Genomic DNA, 21,097 nt, shown 5'->3' on the forward strand with positions numbered 1-21,097 from the left:
AATGGTCGAAACCTTGCTGGAAGTCCGCAACCTGAGTAAGACCTTTCGCTACCGCACGGGGCTGTTTCATCGTCAAACTGTCGACGCGGTAAAACCGCTCAGCTTTACCCTGCGTGAAAAACAGACCCTGGCGATCATCGGCGAGAACGGTTCCGGGAAATCGACCCTGGCGAAAATGCTTGCCGGCATGGTTGAGCCCACGGCTGGCGAAGTATTGATTGACGATCACCCTCTGACGTTCGGGGATTACTCTTTCCGCAGCCAGCGCATCCGCATGATCTTCCAGGATCCGTCGACCTCGCTCAACCCACGCCAGCGCATTTCGCAGATCCTCGATTTTCCGCTGCGTCTGAACACCGACCTGGAGCCCGAGGCGCGCCGCAAGCGTATCTTCGAAACCCTGCGCATGGTTGGGCTATTACCGGACCACGAAAGCTACTACCCACACATGCTGGCCCCCGGCCAGAAACAGCGTCTGGGTCTGGCGCGTGCGTTGATTTTGCGCCCGAAAGTGATTATTGCTGACGAAGCGCTTGCCTCGCTGGATATGTCGATGCGTTCGCAGCTGATTAACCTGATGCTGGAGCTGCAGGAAAAACAGGGCATCTCGTATATCTACGTCACCCAGCATCTGGGGATGATGAAGCACATCAGCGATCAGGTGATGGTTATGCACCAGGGTGAAGTGGTCGAACGCGGCAGCACGGCGGATGTGATGGCCTCCCCGCTTCACGAGCTGACAAAACGGCTGATAGCCGGGCATTTCGGTGAAGCATTGACGGCCGATGCGTGGCGCAAAGACCGGTAAAGAAACGTTGCACCGCTTAATAAGGATTAAATAGCCTTAATACGCTGTTTAATCCTTAACTTTTTCATCTCCATAGCTGCTCCATATTCTCAGCAAAATACATCAACAGTTCTTCTCCAGAATAACCGGACATTACGGAGGAGAAGAAATGAACAACGCCACTTACGTTCTCAAATATACCGAGTACCTCATCAGAAAATGTCGTTCATTTTTAATGACGGACCTGTATTTTCATACTGTTAGGCTCAAGAAAACATCGGGGAAGCACCCTGACATTAAATCACCCACGACGTTGAGTGAAAAAATATGTCATCGTCTGGTCTATGACCACAATAACATCTATACCCTGCTTGCCGATAAACTCGCCGTTCGGGAATACGTAATCTCCAGAACAACGCGTGCGAAAACGGTGCCATTACTTGGCGTGTACAGCAAGGTGTCCCAGATTGATTTTTCGACGCTCCCTGAAAAATTCGTCCTTAAGTGCAACCATGACAGTGGCAGCACAATAATATGTACGAACAAAGCGCAATTTAACGTCAGGGAGGCGTGTAAAAAACTCAGTCTCGCGTTAAAGAAAAATATGTACTACACCACGCGCGAATGGCAGTACAAAAACATTACGCCAAAAATACTTTGCGAACCGTATGTCGATCTATTCGATGATGCAGACAGGAACACAGCGCCCGAAATGCTGAGGATCCATTGCTTTCATGGCGTTGCCCACTATGTTGAAGCGGATTTTACGGATGACAGCGGCAAAGGTTTCATCAACGTTTACGACAGGTACTGGAACTTACAACCCTTTCAGATGGAATATCCGAATACACCGTTGGCGCCAGGCGAACCGGCCATGTTCCGGCAAGCGTTGCTGGCATCCCAGGAGCTGGCGGATGGCATTGACTACTGCCGCGTTGACCTCATGCTAAAAAAAGATGAAATCTATTTCAGTGAAATAACCTTAAGCCCGAGACGCGGTAAACTGTCGATTACCCCGCAGGAATGGGATGCTAAGCTAGGAAAAATATGGCATTTACCGCCGGCAGACACATTTGACCTGCCGCTGACGCTCACGAGTCGGGCCAGGTGAGTTTAAATATCGAATGGTTTTGCGTTGATAAGGTATAGGTAACATCGCCACCATGCGCCAGCATGATGGCTTTTACCACCGACAAGCCCAAACCACAGCCTTCCGGGTTCAACTGTCTGGCGCCGTTATCGCGCTGAAAGGGCTGAAACAGGAAGTCATGAAACTCCCTGGGGATACCCGGTCCCCCATCCTGAATCAGGATAAAATTGCCTTTATCCGAAACACCATTTTTTACCGTGAGCTTGCGCGAGGTGGAATAGTGTAAGGCATTGTCAAATAAAACGGTCAGACACTGATTGATGCGTAAGGGATCGAATACGCACTGCTGCTCCCTCAGTTCAGTATGGACGGTAAATGCCTTACGGTTGAACTCGGGCATGAAGGTATCAAGCGCGTCCTGTATTGTCCCTTTCAGATCCGTTCTGGCCTGGTATAACGTGTATCCTGCCCCGCCATCCGAACTGATAACCCGGAGATCTTCAATCAGACGGTTTAATCCTTCCGTCTGTTTGAGGAGGTTAGTAAACAGCACCGGGTCCGGGGTAAACACCCCGTCAACCAGCCCCTGAAGCCTTCCGCGTAAAATGGTGACCGGGGTCCTGAGTTCATGCGCAATCGCAGCATTCCAGGATTTCCGCTGGATATCCAGCGTTTGCAGCTTTTCTGCCATTTCATTGAAATCCGTAACCAGGTGATTGATCTCTCCCAGCCGGGAGCTGGCACAGAATGCCCTGGCGTCCAGATCGCCCTGAGAAATTTTTTTCAGGCTGGACGCGACCGCGTTTAGCGGGGTGAGTATTCGCGATGAAAGTTTGACCGTAAAGAATACGGCAATGATCAGGCTGATCGTTGTCGCGGTCCCAATCCATACCCAGTCCCACATCGTCATCTGCTCGTCATCGCCCGCAGCAGGGCCGCCGGGAAGATGATCCAGAATAAAGGAGTAAAAAAACCAGGAGCCCAGTATGGCGATGGCAATTATCGTAAACGTCAGCAACAGCATGTACGTTAAGATTTGACGACTCAGGACAGACTCTTTATTCATTTCTTTTCCCCAAGCCGGTAACCCATGCCCCTGATGCTCTCGGGAACGCCATAAAGACCGGCCAGCTCCAGTTTTTTTCGCAGCTTGCTCATATGGCTGTCGACGGTTCTGTCGAGCGTATCGCCTTCCGGCAAACACGCGTTGAGCAACTCTTCACGGGAACAGACCTTGCGCGGATACCGCACCAGGTAAGAAAGCAACTTAAATTCGGTCGTCGTTAAGACCGGGGAGATAACCTCGGGCCCCGCAGTAACCTCCACGTAGAAATCATCCGGATAGACCGTAATGAATGGCGTTCTGAGCGGCAGGGCCCCCGCCTGCTGAAGCGCAGGCTTTGTTCTACGCAGCACCGCCTCAACCCGTGCGACAACTTCCGAAGGGTTGAAGGGTTTGATGACGTAATCATCCGCGCCGAGCCTCAGACCCATAAGTTTATCGACGTCCTGATCGAGAGCGGAAACCATAATGACGGGGACAGCGCTTTCATGGCGAAGCGTGGTAAGCACGCTCCAGCCGTCACATACGGGCAGGTGAATGTCCAGCAAGATGAGATCCGGTTTATGGAGGCGATTGAGCGTTATCGCCTGCTCGCCCTGCCTGGCCCTGAGCGTTTTCATTCCCGAACGCTCTAAGTAGCTCATCAGTATATCGGCGATTTCGTCTTCATCTTCAACAACAAGGATCAGCGTATTTTTGTTCATATTATCTCCGCGGGTGAAATCCCTTTAAGCACGCTATCAGATATCTTGAGCACAATAAGACACAGCCTCCGGGAAAAAGTGCCGTAGTCACGAAAATTTCCCGGTTGATTTAAATGCCCGGTTATTTCTCCACACAGCCTACACATTCAGTCAATAAAGACTCGACAATGTCCGTTCAAAATCGCTAATGAGGCATAACGCGTTGTGCATTGCGGGCTGCAAATTACCACTGTTTCTTAAAGATTTTATGAAGTTGGCTGAAATAATGAACATGGAACTTTCTAAATATTTTTCTCCTAAAAAACTGGGCATATATTCCCTGTTTCTGCTGCTGTCGTGGGGATTACTTTATACCTGGCTGATGCTGGTACACAGAGTGGATGAGAAAGTCGCCTCGACGCTGCTCTCTTCACCCCTTATTTATGGCTGCATCACATTGTCAGTGGTTTCTCTGGTCATACAAAATAAAGCCGGCGCGTTCATTGAGCTTCTTATCATCGCCTTCTGGCTGATGGTGATTTTTGTTTATCTCATTATTACGTTCACCGTGCTGTTAAACGCGATGCCCGATATTGAGGATCTGATCTTTTACTATGAATGTTATTTGATCATTTTTTTTGGCGGAGCGCCGCTGTACCTCATTATGAGAATGATCTGAGCCCTTGCTCCACACATCCTCCATAAACCGCCCACTTCCGCTAAACAGGTGCGCGGTAGACTTTCTACCTCACTCTTTTGCACAAAAAAACCAATGCCTCATTTTTTTATTGACCGCCCTATTTTCGCCTGGGTCGTGGCGCTGTTTATCGTCCTGACGGGTCTCCTGTCTATTCCTCGTTTGCCGGTTGCGCAGTATCCGGCGGTGGCACCGCCGGGCATCATTATTTCCGTCAGTTACCCGGGGGCCAGCCCCGATATCATGAATACGTCGGTAGTGTCGTTAATCGAACGCGAAATCTCTGGCGTAGATAATTTGCTCTACTTCGAATCATCCAGCGACACAACCGGTTCGGCGTCCATTACCGTCACGTTTAAACCCGGCACGGACATCAAGCTGGCACAGATGGATCTGCAGAACCAGATTAAGATCGTCGAGCCTCGTCTTCCTCAGGCGGTAAGACAAAACGGCATTAACGTCGAGGCCGCTAATTCTGGATTTTTAATGATGGTGGGGTTGAAGTCCACCAGCGGTCAATTCGAGGAAGCCGACTTAAGCGACTATTTTGCCCGAAACGTCAGTGACGAGCTTCGTCGCGTGCCCGGCGTAGGGAAAATTCAGCTGTTTGGCGGCGAAAAAGCGCTGCGTATCTGGCTGGATCCGATGAAGCTCCACAGCTACGGCCTCTCGGTGAGCGATGTACTTGCTGCTGTTGGCCAGCAAAATGCCCTGGTTTCGCCCGGCAAAACGGGAGATGAACCGGCATCTGCGGGACAAGGCGTAACGTATCCCATCACCGTGAAGGGGCAACTCACTTCGGTAGAGGCGTTCAGAAACATTACCCTGAAATCAGATGCATCGGGCGCGAGGCTGAAACTGTCCGACGTCGCGCGCGTTGAGTCCGGCCTGCAAAGTTACGCTTTCGGTATCCGCGAAAATGGCGTGCCCGCAACGGCGGCGGCAATCCAGCTGTCGCCGGATGCCAACGCAATGAGTACAGCTTCAGGCGTACGCGCGCGCATCGACGAGCTTTCCCAGGTGTTACCGGAAGGAATGGCGTTTACGGTTCCCTTCGATACCGCGCCGTTTGTGAAACTTTCTATCATGAAGGTGGTTCAGACATTTGTAGAAGCGATGGTGCTGGTCTTCCTGGTGATGCTTCTGTTTCTGCACAAGATACGCTGTACGCTTATCCCGGCGATTGTTGCTCCCGTCGCACTTCTTGGCACCTTCACGGTGATGTTATTGAGCGGATACTCCATCAATATTCTGACGATGTTCGGCATGGTGCTGGCGATAGGGATTATCGTTGATGATGCCATTGTGGTTGTGGAGAACGTCGAACGATTGATGGCGGAAAAAAGCCTCTCCCCACGGGACGCTACCCGGCAGGCCATGCAGGAGATCGCCCCGGCGATTATCGGGATCACGCTGGTGCTCACAGCCGTCTTTATCCCCATGGGGTTTGCTGAGGGTTCGGTCGGGATTATCTATCGACAATTTTGTATTTCTATGGCGGTCTCCATACTGCTGTCCGCGTTTCTAGCCCTGACGCTGACGCCTGCCCTGTGCGCAACGTTACTCAAGCCGCACAAGGCAGGAAAGAGCGGAAGTGGAAGGTTCGCGGCCAGGTTTAACGCGCGCTTCCGTTTGCTCACCGTCTGTTACGAAGCCGGGCTGGGTGCCGTTCTGAAGCGAACCGGGCGTATGCTGCTCCTGTACGTTGCGCTCTGCACGGCGCTGTTTGTTGGATTGTCTTCGTTACCGTCGTCCTTTCTGCCGGATGAAGATCAGGGCTACTTTATGTCCTCTATCCAGCTGCCTTCTGATGCCACGATGCAGCGCACCCTCGACGTGGTCAAAAAATTTGAAGCGGAAATTGCGGCCCGGCAGGACATTGAAAGCAACATTATGATCCTGGGGTTTGGCTTTTCAGGTTCAGGACCGAATTCGGCTATGGCCTTCACCACGCTGAAGGACTGGAAAAATCGGCAGGGCTCGACGGCTCAGGGTGAAGCCGACCACATACAGGCCAGCATGACGAACGTCACTGATGCCGTCACAATGAGCCTGCTCCCGCCGGCCATTTCGGATATGGGCACCTCCTCGGGCTTCACATGGTACGTTCAGGACAGAGCGGGAGCGGGCTATGACGCTCTGAAGAGGGCCGCCGACGCGCTGGTTCTGCAGGCTAATCAACGCCCTGAACTCAGTGATGTCTATATAGACGGTCTGCCGGAAGGAACCAGCCTTGCGCTCCTGGTTGACCGGGAAAAGGCGGAAGCGATGGGCGTCTCATTCGATGAAATCAACCAGACGCTCTCCGTCACCCTGGGCTCAAATTACGTCAACGACTATACCAACAACGGCCGCGTTCAACAGGTGATTATGCAGGCCGATGCCCCCTACCGAATGCAGCCCGAGCAGATACTGAAACTATCAGTGAAAAACCGGATGGGTGAGATGGTGCCGGTATCAACGTTTGCGACGATCTCCTGGAACGTTGCACCGCAGCAGTTGACGCGCTACCAGGGTTATTCTGCTATACGGATTACCGGAAGTGCGGCGTCAGGCGTATCCAGCGGCACCGCTATGAAGGCCATGGAGGGCTTGTCCAGGAGCCTGCCTCAGGGCATGGCGGGTGAGTGGGCCGGGAGTTCGCTACAGGAGATAAAATCGGAATCGCAGCTTCCGGGCCTGATCGCCCTGTCGATACTGGTCGTGTTTATGGTGCTCGCCGCCCTGTATGAGAGCTGGTCTATTCCTTTTGCGGTCATGCTGGTCGTTCCTCTGGGCCTTATCGGCGCGGTGATAGCGGTGTTTGTTGCCGGCATGACCAATGACGTGTTCTTTAAGGTCGGTCTGATTACGCTCATCGGCCTGTCGGCCAAGAACGCCATTCTGATTGTGGAGTTTGCCAGGCAGCTGCATCGCGAAGGGCAACCCCTGCTGGCGGCGACCATTCATGCCGCCAGTCAGCGTCTGCGCCCCATTCTGATGACATCGTTAGCCTTTACCTTAGGAGTTGTTCCTCTGATGCTGGCCACCGGTGCGAGCGACAGTACGCAGCATGCCATCGGTACCGGCGTATTTGGCGGCATGATTAGCGGTACGCTTCTCGCGATCTTCTTCGTACCGGTTTTCTTTATCGTTATTGCGCGCTTCATCGGCAACATCAGGAAAGCATGAACACCCTTGCGGGATCGCGCCTCCTCGCTGGTTGGATGAGGCGAAGCTGTTGCCGGGTGATATACTGGACGAATGCTGAAATTTCGCGCCCCCGCGAGTCCGCGGCGCATTCTTCGGGGCATGCGACTTCGGAGAAGTGCGAGAAATATCGTGACACAAAGGGCCGTGAGTGGGCTATAATTTCGAGCTAATTTCGAATGATTTTGAAATACTGCCTGTAACGCTATGAATTACAAGGCAAAATAAGCAATGAATATAAGGATTAAAGCTATGGGTTTTCTTTCCGGTAAGCGCATTCTGGTGACTGGCGTTGCCAGCAAACTGTCCATCGCATACGGCATCGCACAGGCAATGCATCGCGAAGGCGCTGAGCTGGCGTTCACCTACCAGAACGACAAGCTGAAAGGCCGTGTTGAAGAGTTTGCCGCGCAGCTGGGTTCCAGCATTGTTCTGGAATGTGACGTTGCACAAGACGAAAGCATCGACGGCATGTTTGCTGAACTGGCAAAAGCATGGCCGAAATTCGACGGTTTCGTTCACTCCATCGGCTTCGCGCCTGGCGACCAGCTGGACGGCGACTACGTGAACGCGGTAACCCGTGATGGCTTCAAAATCGCACACGACATCAGCTCCTACAGCTTCGTTGCGATGGCTAAGTCCTGCCGCGCGATGCTGAACCCGGGCGCAGCCCTGCTGACCCTGTCCTACCTGGGCGCAGAACGTGCGATCCCTAACTACAACGTAATGGGTCTGGCTAAGGCGTCTCTGGAAGCCAACGTACGCTACATGGCGAACGCAATGGGTCCTGAAGGCGTGCGCGTTAACGCCATTTCTGCGGGTCCAATTCGCACCCTGGCCGCTTCCGGTATTAAAGATTTCCGTAAAATGCTGGCACACTGCGAAGCGGTTACCCCGATTCGTCGTACTGTTACCATTGAAGATGTGGGTAACTCTGCAGCATTCCTGTGCTCTGACCTTTCCGCGGGTATCTCCGGCGAAGTGGTTCACGTTGACGGCGGCTTCAACATCGCTGCAATGAACGAGCTGGAAATTAAATAAGCTGTGACTCTCTTCCCGCCCGGGAAGAGAGTATTTCCCCCCCGCGTCACCCCTTCGTTATTCCGTTCTGCTATTTGTTATCACCTAACAATATTTTTCCCTTTATCTGCCTTACGCCAGGATATTGATCGCCATTTTGAGATCAAGGAACGCACATGGAACAACGCCGTTTTTCCGGCAAAGGCCACTGGTATCATGAAACCCAGTCAAACCACGCGCAGACGGATGTTCTGCCCCTGGTGCCCGAAGCCGCTAACGTCGACGATCGTTTTTTGCTCGATTTAGCCCTGCCTGATGAGATTGTCGCCGCCTGTTCTGGCTGGCTTACCCCTGCCAGAGCCTTATGCCACCAGCTGTTTCCGCTCTCAATTCCCGTGAACCGCCTGCATACGCTCAGCGCTTACGATCGGCTCAGTACCGCGTTAACGGTCGCACAGGCCTGCGGCGTTCAGCGGCTCTGTAACCACTACGCCGCCCTCCTCGCCCCGCTTCCCGGCCCGGACTCCTCGCGCGAAAGCAACCGCCGCCTGGCACAGATCACCCAGTATGCCCGCCAGCTCGCCAGCTCGCCTGATGTCATTGATGATAAAGCCCGGAACCAGCTTGATGAGGTGGGCTTGTCCACGTACGACATCGTGGTGATTAACCAGATTATCGGCTTTATCGGTTTTCAGGCGCGCGTGGTCGCGATTTTTCAGGCGCTGTTGGGACACCCTGTTCGCTGGTTGCCGGGGCACCATATTCAGCCGCACACGCTTCCCGCGAGCCACGATGCGTGGACGCCGCTTTTACCCGTCGTTGAGCTGCGCTACGCGCATGCGCATCAGCTGGAGTCCCTCTCCCGCTGGCAGGCCGAACCCGCGCTCGAGGCGTTGACGCCGGTGCTTTGTCATGAGCCGACGCTGCTCGACCTGACCGGAGAAATCCTGTTAAACAGCCGCGCGGAGCTCCCGCAGACGTCACCCGCACTTTCGGCAGCGGTCGAACTGCTGACCCGCTCGCCGGACCGCTTCAGCGCCGCGCAGTTTACCCCGCTCACGGATCAAGGATTCCAGGGCGAATATGCCATCACGCTGCTTACTCAAAGTGCGTTTGATGGCTGGCTTAATCGTCTGAAAGTGGCGTTTGGTAAAGAGGAATAACCACACTCATTACCCAAAGACCGCTTGCTGAGACAGTGAGAATCGCGTAAAACTGTCAGCCGCTCAATGGCTACGAAAATAGAACATTATGTTTCAGGACAACCCGCTGCTAGCGCAGCTTAAACAGCAACTGCATTCCCAGACGCCGCGTGCAGAAGGGGTCGTAAAAGCCACGGAAAAGGGCTTTGGCTTCCTTGAAGTTGACGCGCAGAAAAGCTACTTCATTCCGCCACCGCAGATGAAGAAAGTGATGCATGGCGACCGCGTCATGGCCGTCATTCATACCGAAAAGGAACGTGAGTCCGCCGAGCCGGAAGAACTGATCGAACCGTTCCTGACCCGCTTTGTGGGCAAGGTGCAGCGAAAAGACGATCGTCTTTCTATCGTGCCGGATCATCCTCTGCTGAAAGATGCCATTCCCTGCCGCGCCGCCCGTGGCGTTGAGCAAGATTTTAAAGAAGGTGACTGGGCCGTAGCAGAAATGCGCCGTCATCCTCTGAAAGGCGATCGCGGTTTTTATGCGGAACTGACCCAGTTCATTACCTTTGGCGCCGATCATTTCGTGCCATGGTGGGTTACGCTGGCACGCCACAATCTTGAAAAAGAAGCGCCGAACGGCGTGGCAACCGAGATGCAGGACGAAGGTCTGACGCGTCGCGATCTCACCGCGCTGGAGTTTGTCACCATCGACAGCGCCAGCACCGAAGATATGGACGATGCGCTGTACGCTGAAGAGAGTGCCGACGGCAAACTGCACCTGACCGTTGCCATTGCCGATCCCACCGCCTGGATTGTTGAAGGCAGCAAGCTTGACGAAACGGCGAAAATCCGTGCGTTCACGAACTACCTGCCGGGCTTCAACATCCCAATGCTGCCGCGTGAACTGTCAGACGATCTCTGCTCTCTGCGCCCAAATGAAGTGCGCCCGGTTCTCGCCTGCCGCATGACCATTGCCGCGGATGGCGCGATTGAAGACGATATCGAGTTCTTTGCTGCCACCATCGAGTCGAAAGCCAAGCTGGCCTACGATAACGTCTCCGACTGGCTGGAAAATACCGGTAGCTGGAAACCAGAATCAGACGCCATTGCCGCGCAGATCCGTCTGCTGCATCGCATCTGTCTGAACCGCGGCGAGTGGCGTCAAACCCATGCGCTGGTGTTCAAAGATCGCCCGGATTATCGCTTTGTTCTGGGTGAGAAAGGCGAAGTGCTGGATATCGTGGCCGAGCCGCGACGCATTGCGAACCGCATCGTTGAAGAAGCGATGATTTCCGCCAACATCTGTGCCGCACGCGTGCTGCGCGACAAGCTGGGCTTTGGTATTTACAACGTCCATACCGGCTTCGATCCGGCGAATACCGAAGCGCTGGCGGCCCTGCTGAAGAATCACGACGTGCACGTCGATCCGGAAGAAGTGCTGACCCTGCCGGGCTTCTGCAAGCTTCGCCGCGAACTGGACGCGCAGCCATCGGGCTTCCTGGACAGCCGCATTCGTCGCTTCCAGTCCTTCGCTGAAATCAGCACCGAGCCTGGCCCACACTTTGGTCTCGGCCTCGAAGCCTACGCGACCTGGACGTCACCGATCCGTAAGTATGGCGATATGGTTAACCACCGTCTGCTGAAAGCGATTATCAAAGGCGAAACCGTTGCCCGCCCTCAGGAGGAGACCACGCTGCAAATGGCCGATCGTCGCCGTCTGAACCGCATGGCAGAACGTGACGTTGGCGACTGGCTTTACGCGCGCTTCCTGCAGGATAAAGCCGGTACGGATACCCGTTTCGCCGCCGAGATCATTGATATCAGCCGCGGAGGAATGCGCGTCCGTCTGGTCGATAACGGTGCTGTCGCGTTTATTCCGGCGCCATTCCTGCATGCTGTTCGTGATGAAATGGTCTGTAGTCAGGAAAACGGTACGGTGCAAATTAAAGGTGAAACAGTTTACAAAGTCACCGACGTGATTGACGTCACTATCGCTGAAGTCCGTATGGAAACCCGCAGTATTATCGCGCGTCCTGTCGCCTGATAACCTGTTCAATTGTCGGTCATTTCCTTTCCGGAAAGGCCGACAATTTTTCTTTTTATCCCCGCCACAAAATCATTATTTTTTCTTACTATTTTCAGCCTCCCCTCGCCCAAATTCGCCATAATTATCTACAGTAAAAGAGTGTTGTTATATTCGGTTACGTGAATTTTTATACGCTCAGTATCCTTTTAAATCTGACTCGTTTTATTATAAGAATTCAGGGAAAAACAATAAGTTCACTTCGGTTTTGCCGCTGCTTCTCAACGGAAAAGTCGGCTGCAAATGAATAATTGGTGCGCGACTGAACAGCTGCGGGAGAAAACATGATGTACGATCTGGAGCAGAATTTGCTGTTTCGCTACATGGGAACCCACAGCCCATGGTGGCGCTTGTCAGCTGACAGCAACGCTCTGCACCTTGCCGCCAGTGAAAATGCCGATGTCACTCAGGTGATTGCGCTGGACGACGATCAGGCCGATCTTATCCGTCATTTAACCGTTATTACCTCCAGCATTTCCATGACGCTCTCGTTATTCGGGGAAGATGTCCCGGTTCACCTTGTGGGCCGTAAAATTACCCGTAACGAGTGGGCCGGTACGGCTTCCGCCTGGAACGATACGCCCTCCGTGGCGCGCGACCTGGCTCAGGGACTCTCTTTTGCGGAACAGGTGGTGTCAGAGGCTAACTCCGTGATTGTTATTCTCGATCAGAACGGCAATATTCAGCGTTTTAACCGGCTGAGCGAAGAGTATACCGGCCTCAAAGAGCAAGAAGTGATTGGCCAAAACGTGTTTAAGCTCTTTATGAGCCGCAGCGAAGCGGCTGCCTCAAAGCGCAATATTACCGGTTTCTTCCGCAACGGCAGCTCCTACGAAGTCGAACGCTGGATCAAAACGCGTAAAGGGCAACGACTGTTTCTGTTCAGAAACAAATTCGTTCACAGCGGCAGCGGTAAAAATGAAATTTTCCTTATCTGTTCCGGTACCGATATTACCGAGGAACGCCGCGCTCAGGAACGGCTGCGCGTGCTGGCCAATACCGATACCATCACCGGCTTACCAAACCGCAATGCGATCCACGACCTGATCTCTGACGCCATCAGTCACCGCGGCGACACGCAGGTTGGCGTGGTGTATCTCGACCTGGATAACTTTAAAAAGGTCAACGACGCTTACGGGCATATGTTTGGCGATCAGCTGTTACAGGCTGTGGCGCTCGCCATTTTGAGCTGTCTGGATGAGGGACAGGTGCTGGCACGACTTGGCGGAGATGAGTTTATCGTCATGGCCACCCATACCTCTCAGGGCTCTCTGGAAGCGATGGCGTCGCGCATTTTAACCCGCCTGCGCCAGCCGTTCCGAATCGGCCTGATCGAAATTTACACCGGCTGTTCCCTGGGCATCGCCCTCGCCCCGCAGCACGGTAACGACCGGGAAAGCGTCATTCGTAACGCCGATACCGCCATGTACACCGCTAAAGAGAACGGCCGGGGCAAGTTCTGCGTCTTCTCGCCCGAGATGAACCAGCGCGTGTTTGAGTATCTCTGGCTGGATACCAACCTGCGTAAGGCGCTGGATAACGACCAGCTCCTGATCCACTACCAGCCTAAAATAACCTGGCGCGGAGAGGTCAGAAGTCTTGAAGCGTTGGTCCGCTGGCAATCGCCCGAACGCGGGTTGATCCCGCCGCTGGAGTTTATCTCTTATGCCGAGGAGTCAGGGTTGATTGTGCCGCTGGGCCGCTGGGTGATGCTGGATGTGGTTCGCCAGGTGGCAAAATGGCGCGATAAGGGAATTAACCTGCGCGTGGCCGTGAACGTCTCTGCGCGTCAGCTGGCCGACCAGACTATCTTTAGTGACTTAAAGCAGGCGCTGAAGGATCTTAACTTTGAATACTGCCCGGTGGACGTCGAATTAACCGAAAGCTGTCTTATCGAGAACGAAGAGCTGGCGCTCTCCGTGATCCAGCAGTTCAGCAGGCTGGGGGCGCAAATTCATCTCGACGATTTTGGTACCGGCTACTCCTCCCTTTCGCAGCTGGCCCGCTTCCCTATTGACGCCATAAAACTCGATCAATCGTTTGTCAGGGATATTCATAAGCAGTCCATCTCCCAGTCACTGGTGCGCGCCATCGTCGCGGTGGCGCAGGCGTTAAACCTGCAGGTGATTGCTGAAGGGGTCGAAAATGCAAAAGAAGACGCCTTTCTGACCAAGAACGGCGTCAACGAACGGCAGGGTTTTCTGTTTGCTAAGCCGATGCCCGCTGCCGCATTCGAGCGATGGCTAAAACGATATCAGGCGCGAAAGCAGCATTAACTGGCTTTACGCAAGCCCGCCGCGTGATGGCGGTTTTGCAGCATCACCAGACGCTCCATATAGGCGATATCTTTCGGTTCAAGGCAGAAAGCCGCGTCTACCCAGTCCTCCGTGATGTCCATCAGTTCACTGCGCGGCAATTGCAGAACGCGCGTCCGGGCGCGCAGCATCGCTCTTACGCCATTCAGTTTTGGCCGTAGCGTGTCGATGAAGGTTCGTGTGGAGACATAGCTTTGTCCGGGTTCAAACAGGAGATCCACCAGGCCATGTTGTTCGTACCATTCCGCCGTATGGTATTCCCCCTTGTAGATGAGTTCCTCCGCCAGCTTCATTCCTGAACGGCGAGCTACCAGGGAATATCCCCCCATGCCCGGGAACAGGTTGAAAGCAATCTCGGGAAAACCTAAACGTGCATCGCGCTGCGCCAGAACGAAATGGTGCGCAAGAGCGGCCTCAAACCCGCCCCCTAACGCGCTGCCTTCGACCATGGCCAGCGAGATGGCCCCCGTATCAAACCCCCGGGAGGCCGCATGCACGCAATCGACACAGGCGCGCGCATAGGCCCGTAACGCTTCACGTCGACCGTGCTGAATGCACTCGACGAAAAACTGCAGGTCACCGCCCACATTGTACATCTCAGGCACCAGCGATCCGGTCACCCAAAAATCGACCGCAAAACCAGACTGGCGGACGAGCCATGAAAGATTCATGATCTCCTCTATTAACGCATGGTTGAAGCAAGGACGTGGCTGAGCCCGCAACATCATCCAGACTGTATGTCGCTCTGCCTCGTAATAGCCTGACAGTTGGGTGAACCGTTCAGTATCGGTAAACAGTGTGCAGGTAGGCTGATTGATAACTGTCATAGTCTAATTCCTCTTATAAAAAAGCGCGTTGCGCGCAGTTTTAGACTAATCCACTCAATAAGCCCGCAGCATGAGGGGGAATAATTTTATCACTTCCGTTTATGTAATTTGGTTATTGCATTTTTTCCCTTCTCTTTTGAAGCCAATTTCTGCATCATTGAAAATATTAACTTTTCGCGCCTGGGGTGAGATTATGTCAACTATTGACGCACAAGCTGTAGCACAACGAATTGATACCGTGCTGGATATCCTGGTGGCGGGCGATTATCACTCTGCTATCCGTAATCTTGAGATCCTGAAGTCTGAACTTCTTGCTCAGAATGGCGCTGACGATGCGCCCGAAAACAGACAGCCAAAAGCGCCGTGGGAAGTTTAACCCCCACCGTTTCCGATCTCATTTCGCTTTATTAAATGGATGCTATGAATTCCCGACAACAACTCATTTTGCAGATGGTCATCGATCAGGGACGCGTAAGCGTAGTCGATCTCGCTAAAACCACTGGCGTTTCTGAAGTCACCATCCGTCAGGATCTTAATCTGCTGGAAAAACAAAGCTACCTGCGTCGCGCGCACGGCTATGCGGTCCCGCTGGACAGTGATGACGTTGAGACGCGCATGATGAACAACTACGCGCTCAAACGTGAACTGGCGGAATTTGCTGCGTCCCTGGTGAACAACGGCGAGACCGTCTTTATTGAAAACGGCAGCAGTAATGCCCTTCTGGCGCGAACGCTTGCCGATCAAAAAGACGTCACCATTATCACCGTCAGCAGCTATATCGCGCATTTACTTAAAGAGACGCGCTGCGAGGTGATTCTGCTGGGCGGCATCTATCAGAAAAAAAGTGAAAGCATGGTTGGCCCGCTGACCCGTCAGTACGTCCAGCAGGTTCATTTCAGTAAGGCCTTTATCGGGATTGACGGCTGGCAGCCGGAGACAGGCTTTACCGGCCGGGATATGATGCGCTCTGACGTGGTGAATGCCGTACTGGAAAAAGAGTGCGAAGCCATTGTTCTCACCGACAGCTCTAAATTTGGTGCCGTTCACCCTTACACGATGGGTCCCGCTTCACGCTTTAGCCGCGTGATTACCGATGACCGTTTGAGCGAAGCGCATCGCAATAAACTCGAAGAGAGCGGTTTGATCGTCAATATTATTAAAGCCAGCGCCTGATTTCCCTCCGCGCCCGTATTTCGGGCGCACACGTCTTTCTCTGAGATGATTCTTAACCCTGCTTTAAGAGTTTTTACCTGTTTAACCTGCCCTAAAGTCGTAAAATTACTATTAGCGATATAACAGGAAGTGACTATCACCTGCGTGATGAAGTAACGCCTGCGCGACCAGCTTTCACGGGGAAAAGAATTAAGTATTCGATTAGTCTATACTTAACGTGTACATCTTTCCGTGAATCGATAATTCAGGAGAAAGTATTATGACCTTAACCAGCAAAAAATTAGCCGCCGCTGTTCTGGCAATCACTGTCGCTATGTCCCTGAGCGCATGCTCTAACTGGTCTAAACGTGACCGTAACACCGCGATTGGTGCCGGTGCCGGTGCTCTCGGTGGTGCAGTATTAACGGATGGTAGTACGCTGGGTACATTAGGTGGCGCTGCTGTCGGTGGTATTATCGGTCACCAGGTTGGCAAATAACTATTATCTAAGCCTTCCTCGATATTGCGATATTTAAACGCATTTCAGGTCTGACATACGCACGTATATAACACGAGCCACGGCAATTGCCGTGGCTCATTTATTTTAGCCGCCTGCCAGTTTGACTTTCATGCCTTTGGCTTCGAGCAGTGATTTAATTAATTCACGTTTATCACCCTGGATTTCGATAATGCCGTCCTTCACGGCCCCGCCGCATCCACATTTCTTTTTCAGCTCGGCAGCCAGCTTTGTCAGTTCAGCATCATCCAGATCAATACCGGAAATAAGGCAGACCCCTTTCCCCTTACGTCCGCTGGTCTGACGCTGAATGCGCACGATACCGTCCCCCTTAGGACGTTCCACTTTCGTTTTCGGTTCATCGATACGCCCGCTCTCGGTTGAGTAGACCAGACGGCTGTTGGAATCGGTCATTACGCCCCCTTTTTCAGCGATGCGTTGATAGCCTTAAGCGTCTCTGCCGGGTTTGCAGACTGCGTAACCGGACGTCCAATGACCATATAGTCAACGCCCGCAGCCAGCGCCTGCTCAGGCGTCATGATGCGGCGCTGATCGCCCACGTCGCTGCCCGCAGGACGGATCCCCGGCGTAACGAGTTTAAAATCCTGGCCCAGCGCTGATTTGAAACGTACCGCTTCCTGCGCGGAGCAGACTACGCCATCCAGGCCGCACTGCTGCGTCAGACGCGCGAGACGTTCGGCATGTTCCGCAGGTGACAACGTCACGCCAAGGTCGCGTAAATCATTTTCGTCCATACTGGTCAGCACTGTGACGGCGATAAGCAGCGGCGCGTCGTTACCGAACGGCAGGAGCGCCTCACGGGCAGCGGTCATCATTCTTGCCCCACCCGACGCATGGACGTTGACCATCCATACGCCCAGCTCGGCGGCTGCAGCAACGGCGTGGGCCGTGGTGTTCGGAATATCATGGAATTTGAGGTCGAGGAAAACGTCAAAGCCGCGCTGTTGCAGATCGCGAACGATTTGCGGTCCAAACAGCGTGAACATCTCTTTGCCAACTTTCAGGCGGCAATCGCGAGGGTCGATACCGTCGACAAACGACAGTGCAGCGTCACGCTTATTGTAATCAAGCGCAACAACAACAGGAGAATCCGTAATTACGCGGGAAGTGGAGGATGTAACAGACGTCATGACCAGCCCTTTTCGTCTATGGGCGCGCAGCGGCGCGGAACAGATAAACGGCCAGCATTCTACCTGCCGACGCCGCAAATTGACAGAATCCATTTATCTGCCTGCCAGGCCGGCAAACCGCACGGTGCTCAGAAAGTGTTAAATACCATCAGTATGTTGTAACTAAAATGAAGGCTTTTAAAAAAATTACTGCCCGTCCAGGCCGCGGATGGGCTTGATGGTGGACCAGGCCCGGCAGGACGGACAATGCCAGTAGAGCGTGTAGGCGGTAAAACCACACTTCTGGCAACGGTAGCGCGGTTTGCTGCGCACCTGCTCGCCAACCATGTCGCGAAGCACCATCAGGCTCTCTTTCGCGCGCCCTTCTTCCGCGTCGTTCAGGTGGTAATCCATCAGCTTATGGAAGACCCGCATGGTCGGATGACGCTGAAGCTGTCGGGTGATATAGACCTGCGCGGTGTCGCCCCCCTCATACTGCTCAACAACGTCAGCAAGCATCAGTTCCGCGGTTGCGCCGGTATTCTCTTCCACGCAGCGACGCAGAAATGCCACCCACTCTTCCCGCTTGTCCAGCTGTTGATAGCAGGTTTGCAGCATTTCCAGCGTTTCACTGACCAGCTCTTTGTCCTGGTCGATAACCCGCAGCAGGCTTTCAACGGCTTTGGCGTAGTCGCCATTCGCCATAAAAACGCGCCCCATCATGATGGAGATACGGGCGCTGTTGCGGTCCGCGGCGGCACCTTTCTTCAGCAACGCCATGGCTTTGTCCATGTCGTCATTGCCCATCTGCTGAAGGGCAAGCTCACAGTAGAAATGGGCGATCTCAACGCGCTGCTTATCTTTACCCAGCTTCACCAGACGTTCAGCCGTATCAATGGCTTTCTGCCAGTCGCTGGTGGCCTGGTAAATCTGCAGCAACTGCTGCAGCGCGCCAATGCGGAAATCCGTTTCATCCACCAGCTGGGTGAACATATCTTCAGCGCGATCGTACAGCCCCGCGGCCATATAGTCTCGGCCCAGCTGTTGTACCGCCAGGAGACGCTGTTCGTAAGTCAGAGACGCGCTTTCCATCAGGGTCTGGTGGATACGGATGGCGCGGTCAACCTCGCCGCGCGAGCGGAACAGGTTCCCCAGGGTAAGATGGGCTTCAACGGTCCCCGTATCCTCTTTCAGCATGTCGAGGAACAGGTCTACCGCTTTGTCCTGCTGATTGCTCAGGAGGAAGTTCACCCCCGCAACGTAGTCGCGGGAGAGCCGGTTGGCCTCATCCTGTTTTGTTTGTTGCGCACTTCTGCGGCCCATATACCAGCCATAGGCTGCGGCGACAGGCAAAAGCAGAAACAACAACTCCAGCATCGTCGATTATTCCTTCACGACCGGCACGCCAGAGCTTTCCGGCATGTCGGACGCAGGCGCAATGTGATGTTCGAGTCGTTTGATTTTACGTTCAGCGCGCGCAAGCGAAACACGGACTTTTAACCAGAACAAACCGCAAACCAGCCAGCCAATAGCAAAGCCTGCAGCAAATAAGACCGCGAGCAGGCTCGACACGCGATACTCGCCCTGAGCCAGCAGATAGTTAAACGTCACCTGCTGATCGTTTTGTGCACCCAATGTGACTGAAATGACAAAAATCGCCAATACCAGTAAGAAAATGAGTAAATATTTCACATTACTTCCCGTTATGTGGTTCAAGCGAATAAAGTATGTTCAACTTACCGCAATCAGCCTTATAAACTACCATTTTAGTGACGGGCGCGAAATGGAAAAAGTGACGCGCCAGTCATGGATCTATGGGCAAAATGCGCAATATCAACCTTCAGGCGTCCGTTTGGTCCCTTTCGGCTATTTCTTCTTTCTCTTCCGGCGGTGGCGTTAGCGGGCCGCAGAATCGTTCAGCCAGCCAGGTCGCCAGCATCACCAGCATCCACGAGATGAGCGTGGCGACGACCAGGTCCCGTGGCCAGTGCATCCCCAGCAGTAAGCGGCTGCCCATCACTCCCGTCGCCCAGACCAGTAAAATCACGATGGTGACCGTTCGACGTCTAGGCCAAAGCAGCCCAACCCCCAGCAGCGCCCAACTGGCCGCAAACATGGTGTGGCCGGAGGGAAACGCGAACCCGGTCTCTTTCTGCCAGTGTTTACGCAAGAATTTCGGGATATCCTTCTGTTCCGCAAGCTGTTCTTTCACCAGTGCGCCACGATCTTTACGCTTTAAAGTGTAGAACTCATCCACCGGAACATGGTGCGTTTTTTCCAGCCAGACGACAAAAGGACGCGGCTCCTGAACGCGATCTTTCACCCAGGATTTTACGCCCTGACCGATAAGGATAGCGCCGCCGAGGATCGCAAAGAGCATTAGCGCCGCGCGCAGACGAAAGCGCAGGCACCACAGAAACCAGGCGCACAGGAGGACGTGGGTGATAACTCCCCAGGGCTGGGTGACCGTTTCCGTAATCCAGTATAACGTTTTCAGCCACGTGGCGTTCTGCCCGGGCTGCCACATCCACCCTGAAAGCCATACGGCCAAAGGCATAATCAGTAAAATGGCCGCACCTGCTGCCGTACGTCTGGCGATTGAATGCATGTCTTCTCCTTTTTGCTAAGCGTCACAATCATAACTGAAATTTGTTCGCTGGGTGGAGATGTCGGATCGTGCTTTTAACGGTCATATCGCATGGTGCCCATTAGGCGAACCTGCTGAGCTTGTGGCAAAATAAACTGATACAGAAAGCAAAACAGGGCACAGGCACGAAACGTGTCAGCCTACTCTGGAGAATCACATGCAGCTTAAACGTGTGGCAGAAGCCAAACTGCCAACCCCATGGGGCGATTTCCTGATGGTGGGTTTTGAAGAACTGGCAACCGGACAGGATCATGTCGCACTGGTGTATGGCGACATTTCAGGGCAGACGCCGGTGCTGTCCCGCGTCCATTCAGAGTGTCTCACCGGCGACGCGCTGTTCAGCCTGCGCTGTGATTGCGGTTTCCAGCTGGAAGCGGCCCTTTCTCATATTGCTGAAGAAGGCCGCGGCGTGCTGCTTTATCACCGTCAGGAAGGGCGTAACATTGGTTTGCTGAATAAAATTCGCGCCTACGCGCTTCAGGACCAGGGCTACGATACGGTTGAAGCCAACCATCAGCTCGGTTTTGCCGCTGACGAACGTGATTTCACCTTATGCGCCGATATGTTCAAGCTGCTGGGCGTAGACGAAGTTCGTCTGCTGACCAATAACCCGAAAAAAGTGGAAATCCTGACCGAAGCCGGGATCAACATCGTTGAACGCGTACCGCTGATTGTCGGCCGTAACCCGAAAAACGCCCACTACCTTGATACCAAAGCCGCCAAAATGGGCCATCTGCTGAAAGAGTGATATAAAA

General features: G+C 53.6%; 20 protein-coding genes. 12 read left to right on the plus strand and 8 right to left on the minus strand.

Features of this window, described 5'->3' with window-relative positions; genetic code table 11:
* The first annotated feature begins 1 nt into the window (after nucleotide 1).
* Together sapF and ACEPLT_RS12535 are read left to right on the plus strand one after the other, a co-directional pair.
* Entirely contained in the window at nucleotides 2–808 is an 807-nt protein-coding gene (sapF, locus tag ACEPLT_RS12530; RefSeq protein WP_008501227.1) for a putrescine export ABC transporter ATP-binding protein SapF, read from the plus strand.
* Between the two features lie 148 nt (nucleotides 809–956).
* A complete protein-coding gene (locus tag ACEPLT_RS12535; protein WP_232927584.1) occupies nucleotides 957–1,898 on the plus strand; it encodes an ATP-grasp fold amidoligase family protein in 942 nt (313 codons plus the stop codon).
* On the opposite strand, the gene ACEPLT_RS12540 is transcribed toward ACEPLT_RS12535, so the two are convergent.
* Nucleotides 1,879–2,943, minus strand: a complete 1,065-nt coding sequence (locus tag ACEPLT_RS12540; RefSeq protein WP_232927583.1) for an ATP-binding protein — start codon at nucleotides 2,941–2,943, stop codon at nucleotides 1,879–1,881. The genes ACEPLT_RS12535 and ACEPLT_RS12540 overlap by 20 nt on opposite strands.
* Nucleotides 2,940–3,644 (minus strand): response regulator, encoded by a 705-nt coding sequence (locus tag ACEPLT_RS12545; protein ID WP_008501224.1) that lies wholly within the window; start codon nucleotides 3,642–3,644, stop codon nucleotides 2,940–2,942. The genes ACEPLT_RS12540 and ACEPLT_RS12545 overlap by 4 nt, the downstream gene beginning before the upstream one ends.
* Before the next feature lie 247 nt (nucleotides 3,645–3,891).
* On the opposite strand from ACEPLT_RS12545, the gene crrC reads away from it, so the two are divergent.
* The 6 genes from crrC to pdeR all read left to right on the plus strand — a co-directional run bounded on the left by crrC (nucleotide 3,892) and on the right by pdeR (nucleotide 14,030).
* Nucleotides 3,892–4,302, plus strand: a complete 411-nt coding sequence (crrC, locus tag ACEPLT_RS12550) for a colistin resistant protein CrrC (RefSeq protein WP_128301725.1) — start codon at nucleotides 3,892–3,894, stop codon at nucleotides 4,300–4,302.
* Between the two features lie 93 nt (nucleotides 4,303–4,395).
* Nucleotides 4,396–7,491, plus strand: a complete 3,096-nt coding sequence (locus tag ACEPLT_RS12555; protein ID WP_447088260.1) for a multidrug efflux RND transporter permease subunit — start codon at nucleotides 4,396–4,398, stop codon at nucleotides 7,489–7,491.
* Nucleotides 7,492–7,761: 270 nt separating this feature from the next.
* Nucleotides 7,762–8,550 (plus strand): enoyl-ACP reductase FabI, encoded by a 789-nt coding sequence (gene fabI, locus ACEPLT_RS12560; RefSeq protein ID WP_003856831.1) that lies wholly within the window; start codon nucleotides 7,762–7,764, stop codon nucleotides 8,548–8,550.
* 155 nt (nucleotides 8,551–8,705) lie between these two features.
* On the plus strand, nucleotides 8,706–9,692 hold the full coding sequence (locus ACEPLT_RS12565) for a CMD domain-containing protein (protein WP_232927579.1): 987 nt from the start codon (nucleotides 8,706–8,708) through the stop codon (nucleotides 9,690–9,692).
* Between the two features lie 88 nt (nucleotides 9,693–9,780).
* The gene (locus ACEPLT_RS12570; RefSeq protein ID WP_232927577.1) at nucleotides 9,781–11,715 is read left to right on the plus strand and encodes an exoribonuclease II; all 1,935 of its coding nucleotides are present in this window, start codon (nucleotides 9,781–9,783) and stop codon (nucleotides 11,713–11,715) included.
* Nucleotides 11,716–12,038: 323 nt separating this feature from the next.
* The gene (gene pdeR, locus ACEPLT_RS12575) at nucleotides 12,039–14,030 is read left to right on the plus strand and encodes a cyclic di-GMP phosphodiesterase (protein ID WP_232927575.1); all 1,992 of its coding nucleotides are present in this window, start codon (nucleotides 12,039–12,041) and stop codon (nucleotides 14,028–14,030) included.
* Here pdeR and ACEPLT_RS12580 read toward each other — a convergent pair.
* A complete protein-coding gene (locus ACEPLT_RS12580) occupies nucleotides 14,027–14,896 on the minus strand; it encodes a crotonase/enoyl-CoA hydratase family protein (protein ID WP_447088261.1) in 870 nt (289 codons plus the stop codon). The genes pdeR and ACEPLT_RS12580 overlap by 4 nt on opposite strands.
* A 193-nt stretch (nucleotides 14,897–15,089) precedes the next feature.
* Between ACEPLT_RS12580 and ACEPLT_RS12585 the strand changes: the two genes are divergently transcribed.
* The 3 genes from ACEPLT_RS12585 (at nucleotide 15,090) to osmB (ending at nucleotide 16,547) form a co-directional block, all read left to right on the plus strand.
* Nucleotides 15,090–15,272: a YciZ family protein gene (locus tag ACEPLT_RS12585; protein WP_021240294.1), complete on the plus strand. Its 183-nt coding sequence runs from the start codon at nucleotides 15,090–15,092 to the stop codon at nucleotides 15,270–15,272.
* Between the two features lie 44 nt (nucleotides 15,273–15,316).
* On the plus strand, nucleotides 15,317–16,069 hold the full coding sequence (gene yciT, locus ACEPLT_RS12590) for a DNA-binding transcriptional regulator YciT (RefSeq protein WP_021240295.1): 753 nt from the start codon (nucleotides 15,317–15,319) through the stop codon (nucleotides 16,067–16,069).
* Nucleotides 16,070–16,328: 259 nt separating this feature from the next.
* Nucleotides 16,329–16,547: an osmotically-inducible lipoprotein OsmB gene (osmB, locus tag ACEPLT_RS12595; RefSeq protein WP_008501216.1), complete on the plus strand. Its 219-nt coding sequence runs from the start codon at nucleotides 16,329–16,331 to the stop codon at nucleotides 16,545–16,547.
* Nucleotides 16,548–16,652: 105 nt separating this feature from the next.
* Here the strand turns inward: osmB and yciH are convergent, their stop codons facing one another.
* From yciH to pgpB, 5 genes are all read right to left on the minus strand, one after another.
* Entirely contained in the window at nucleotides 16,653–16,979 is a 327-nt protein-coding gene (gene yciH, locus ACEPLT_RS12600) for a stress response translation initiation inhibitor YciH (RefSeq protein WP_232927573.1), read from the minus strand.
* Nucleotides 16,979–17,716, minus strand: coding sequence for an orotidine-5'-phosphate decarboxylase (pyrF, locus tag ACEPLT_RS12605; RefSeq protein ID WP_232927572.1), 738 nt, complete (start codon nucleotides 17,714–17,716; stop codon nucleotides 16,979–16,981). Before pyrF ends, yciH begins: the two co-directional genes overlap by 1 nt.
* 186 nt (nucleotides 17,717–17,902) lie before the next feature.
* Nucleotides 17,903–19,072 (minus strand): lipopolysaccharide assembly protein LapB, encoded by a 1,170-nt coding sequence (gene lapB, locus ACEPLT_RS12610; RefSeq protein ID WP_021240297.1) that lies wholly within the window; start codon nucleotides 19,070–19,072, stop codon nucleotides 17,903–17,905.
* Between the two features lie 6 nt (nucleotides 19,073–19,078).
* Nucleotides 19,079–19,387 (minus strand): LapA family protein, encoded by a 309-nt coding sequence (locus tag ACEPLT_RS12615; protein WP_008501212.1) that lies wholly within the window; start codon nucleotides 19,385–19,387, stop codon nucleotides 19,079–19,081.
* A gap of 148 nt (nucleotides 19,388–19,535) precedes the next feature.
* Nucleotides 19,536–20,303, minus strand: coding sequence for a phosphatidylglycerophosphatase B (gene pgpB, locus ACEPLT_RS12620; protein ID WP_232927571.1), 768 nt, complete (start codon nucleotides 20,301–20,303; stop codon nucleotides 19,536–19,538).
* A gap of 196 nt (nucleotides 20,304–20,499) precedes the next feature.
* On the opposite strand from pgpB, the gene ribA reads away from it, so the two are divergent.
* Entirely contained in the window at nucleotides 20,500–21,090 is a 591-nt protein-coding gene (ribA, locus tag ACEPLT_RS12625; RefSeq protein WP_008501210.1) for a GTP cyclohydrolase II, read from the plus strand.
* The last annotated feature ends 7 nt before the right edge of the window (nucleotides 21,091–21,097 follow it).

This window comes from Enterobacter sp. fkY84-1, from assembly GCF_052974705.1.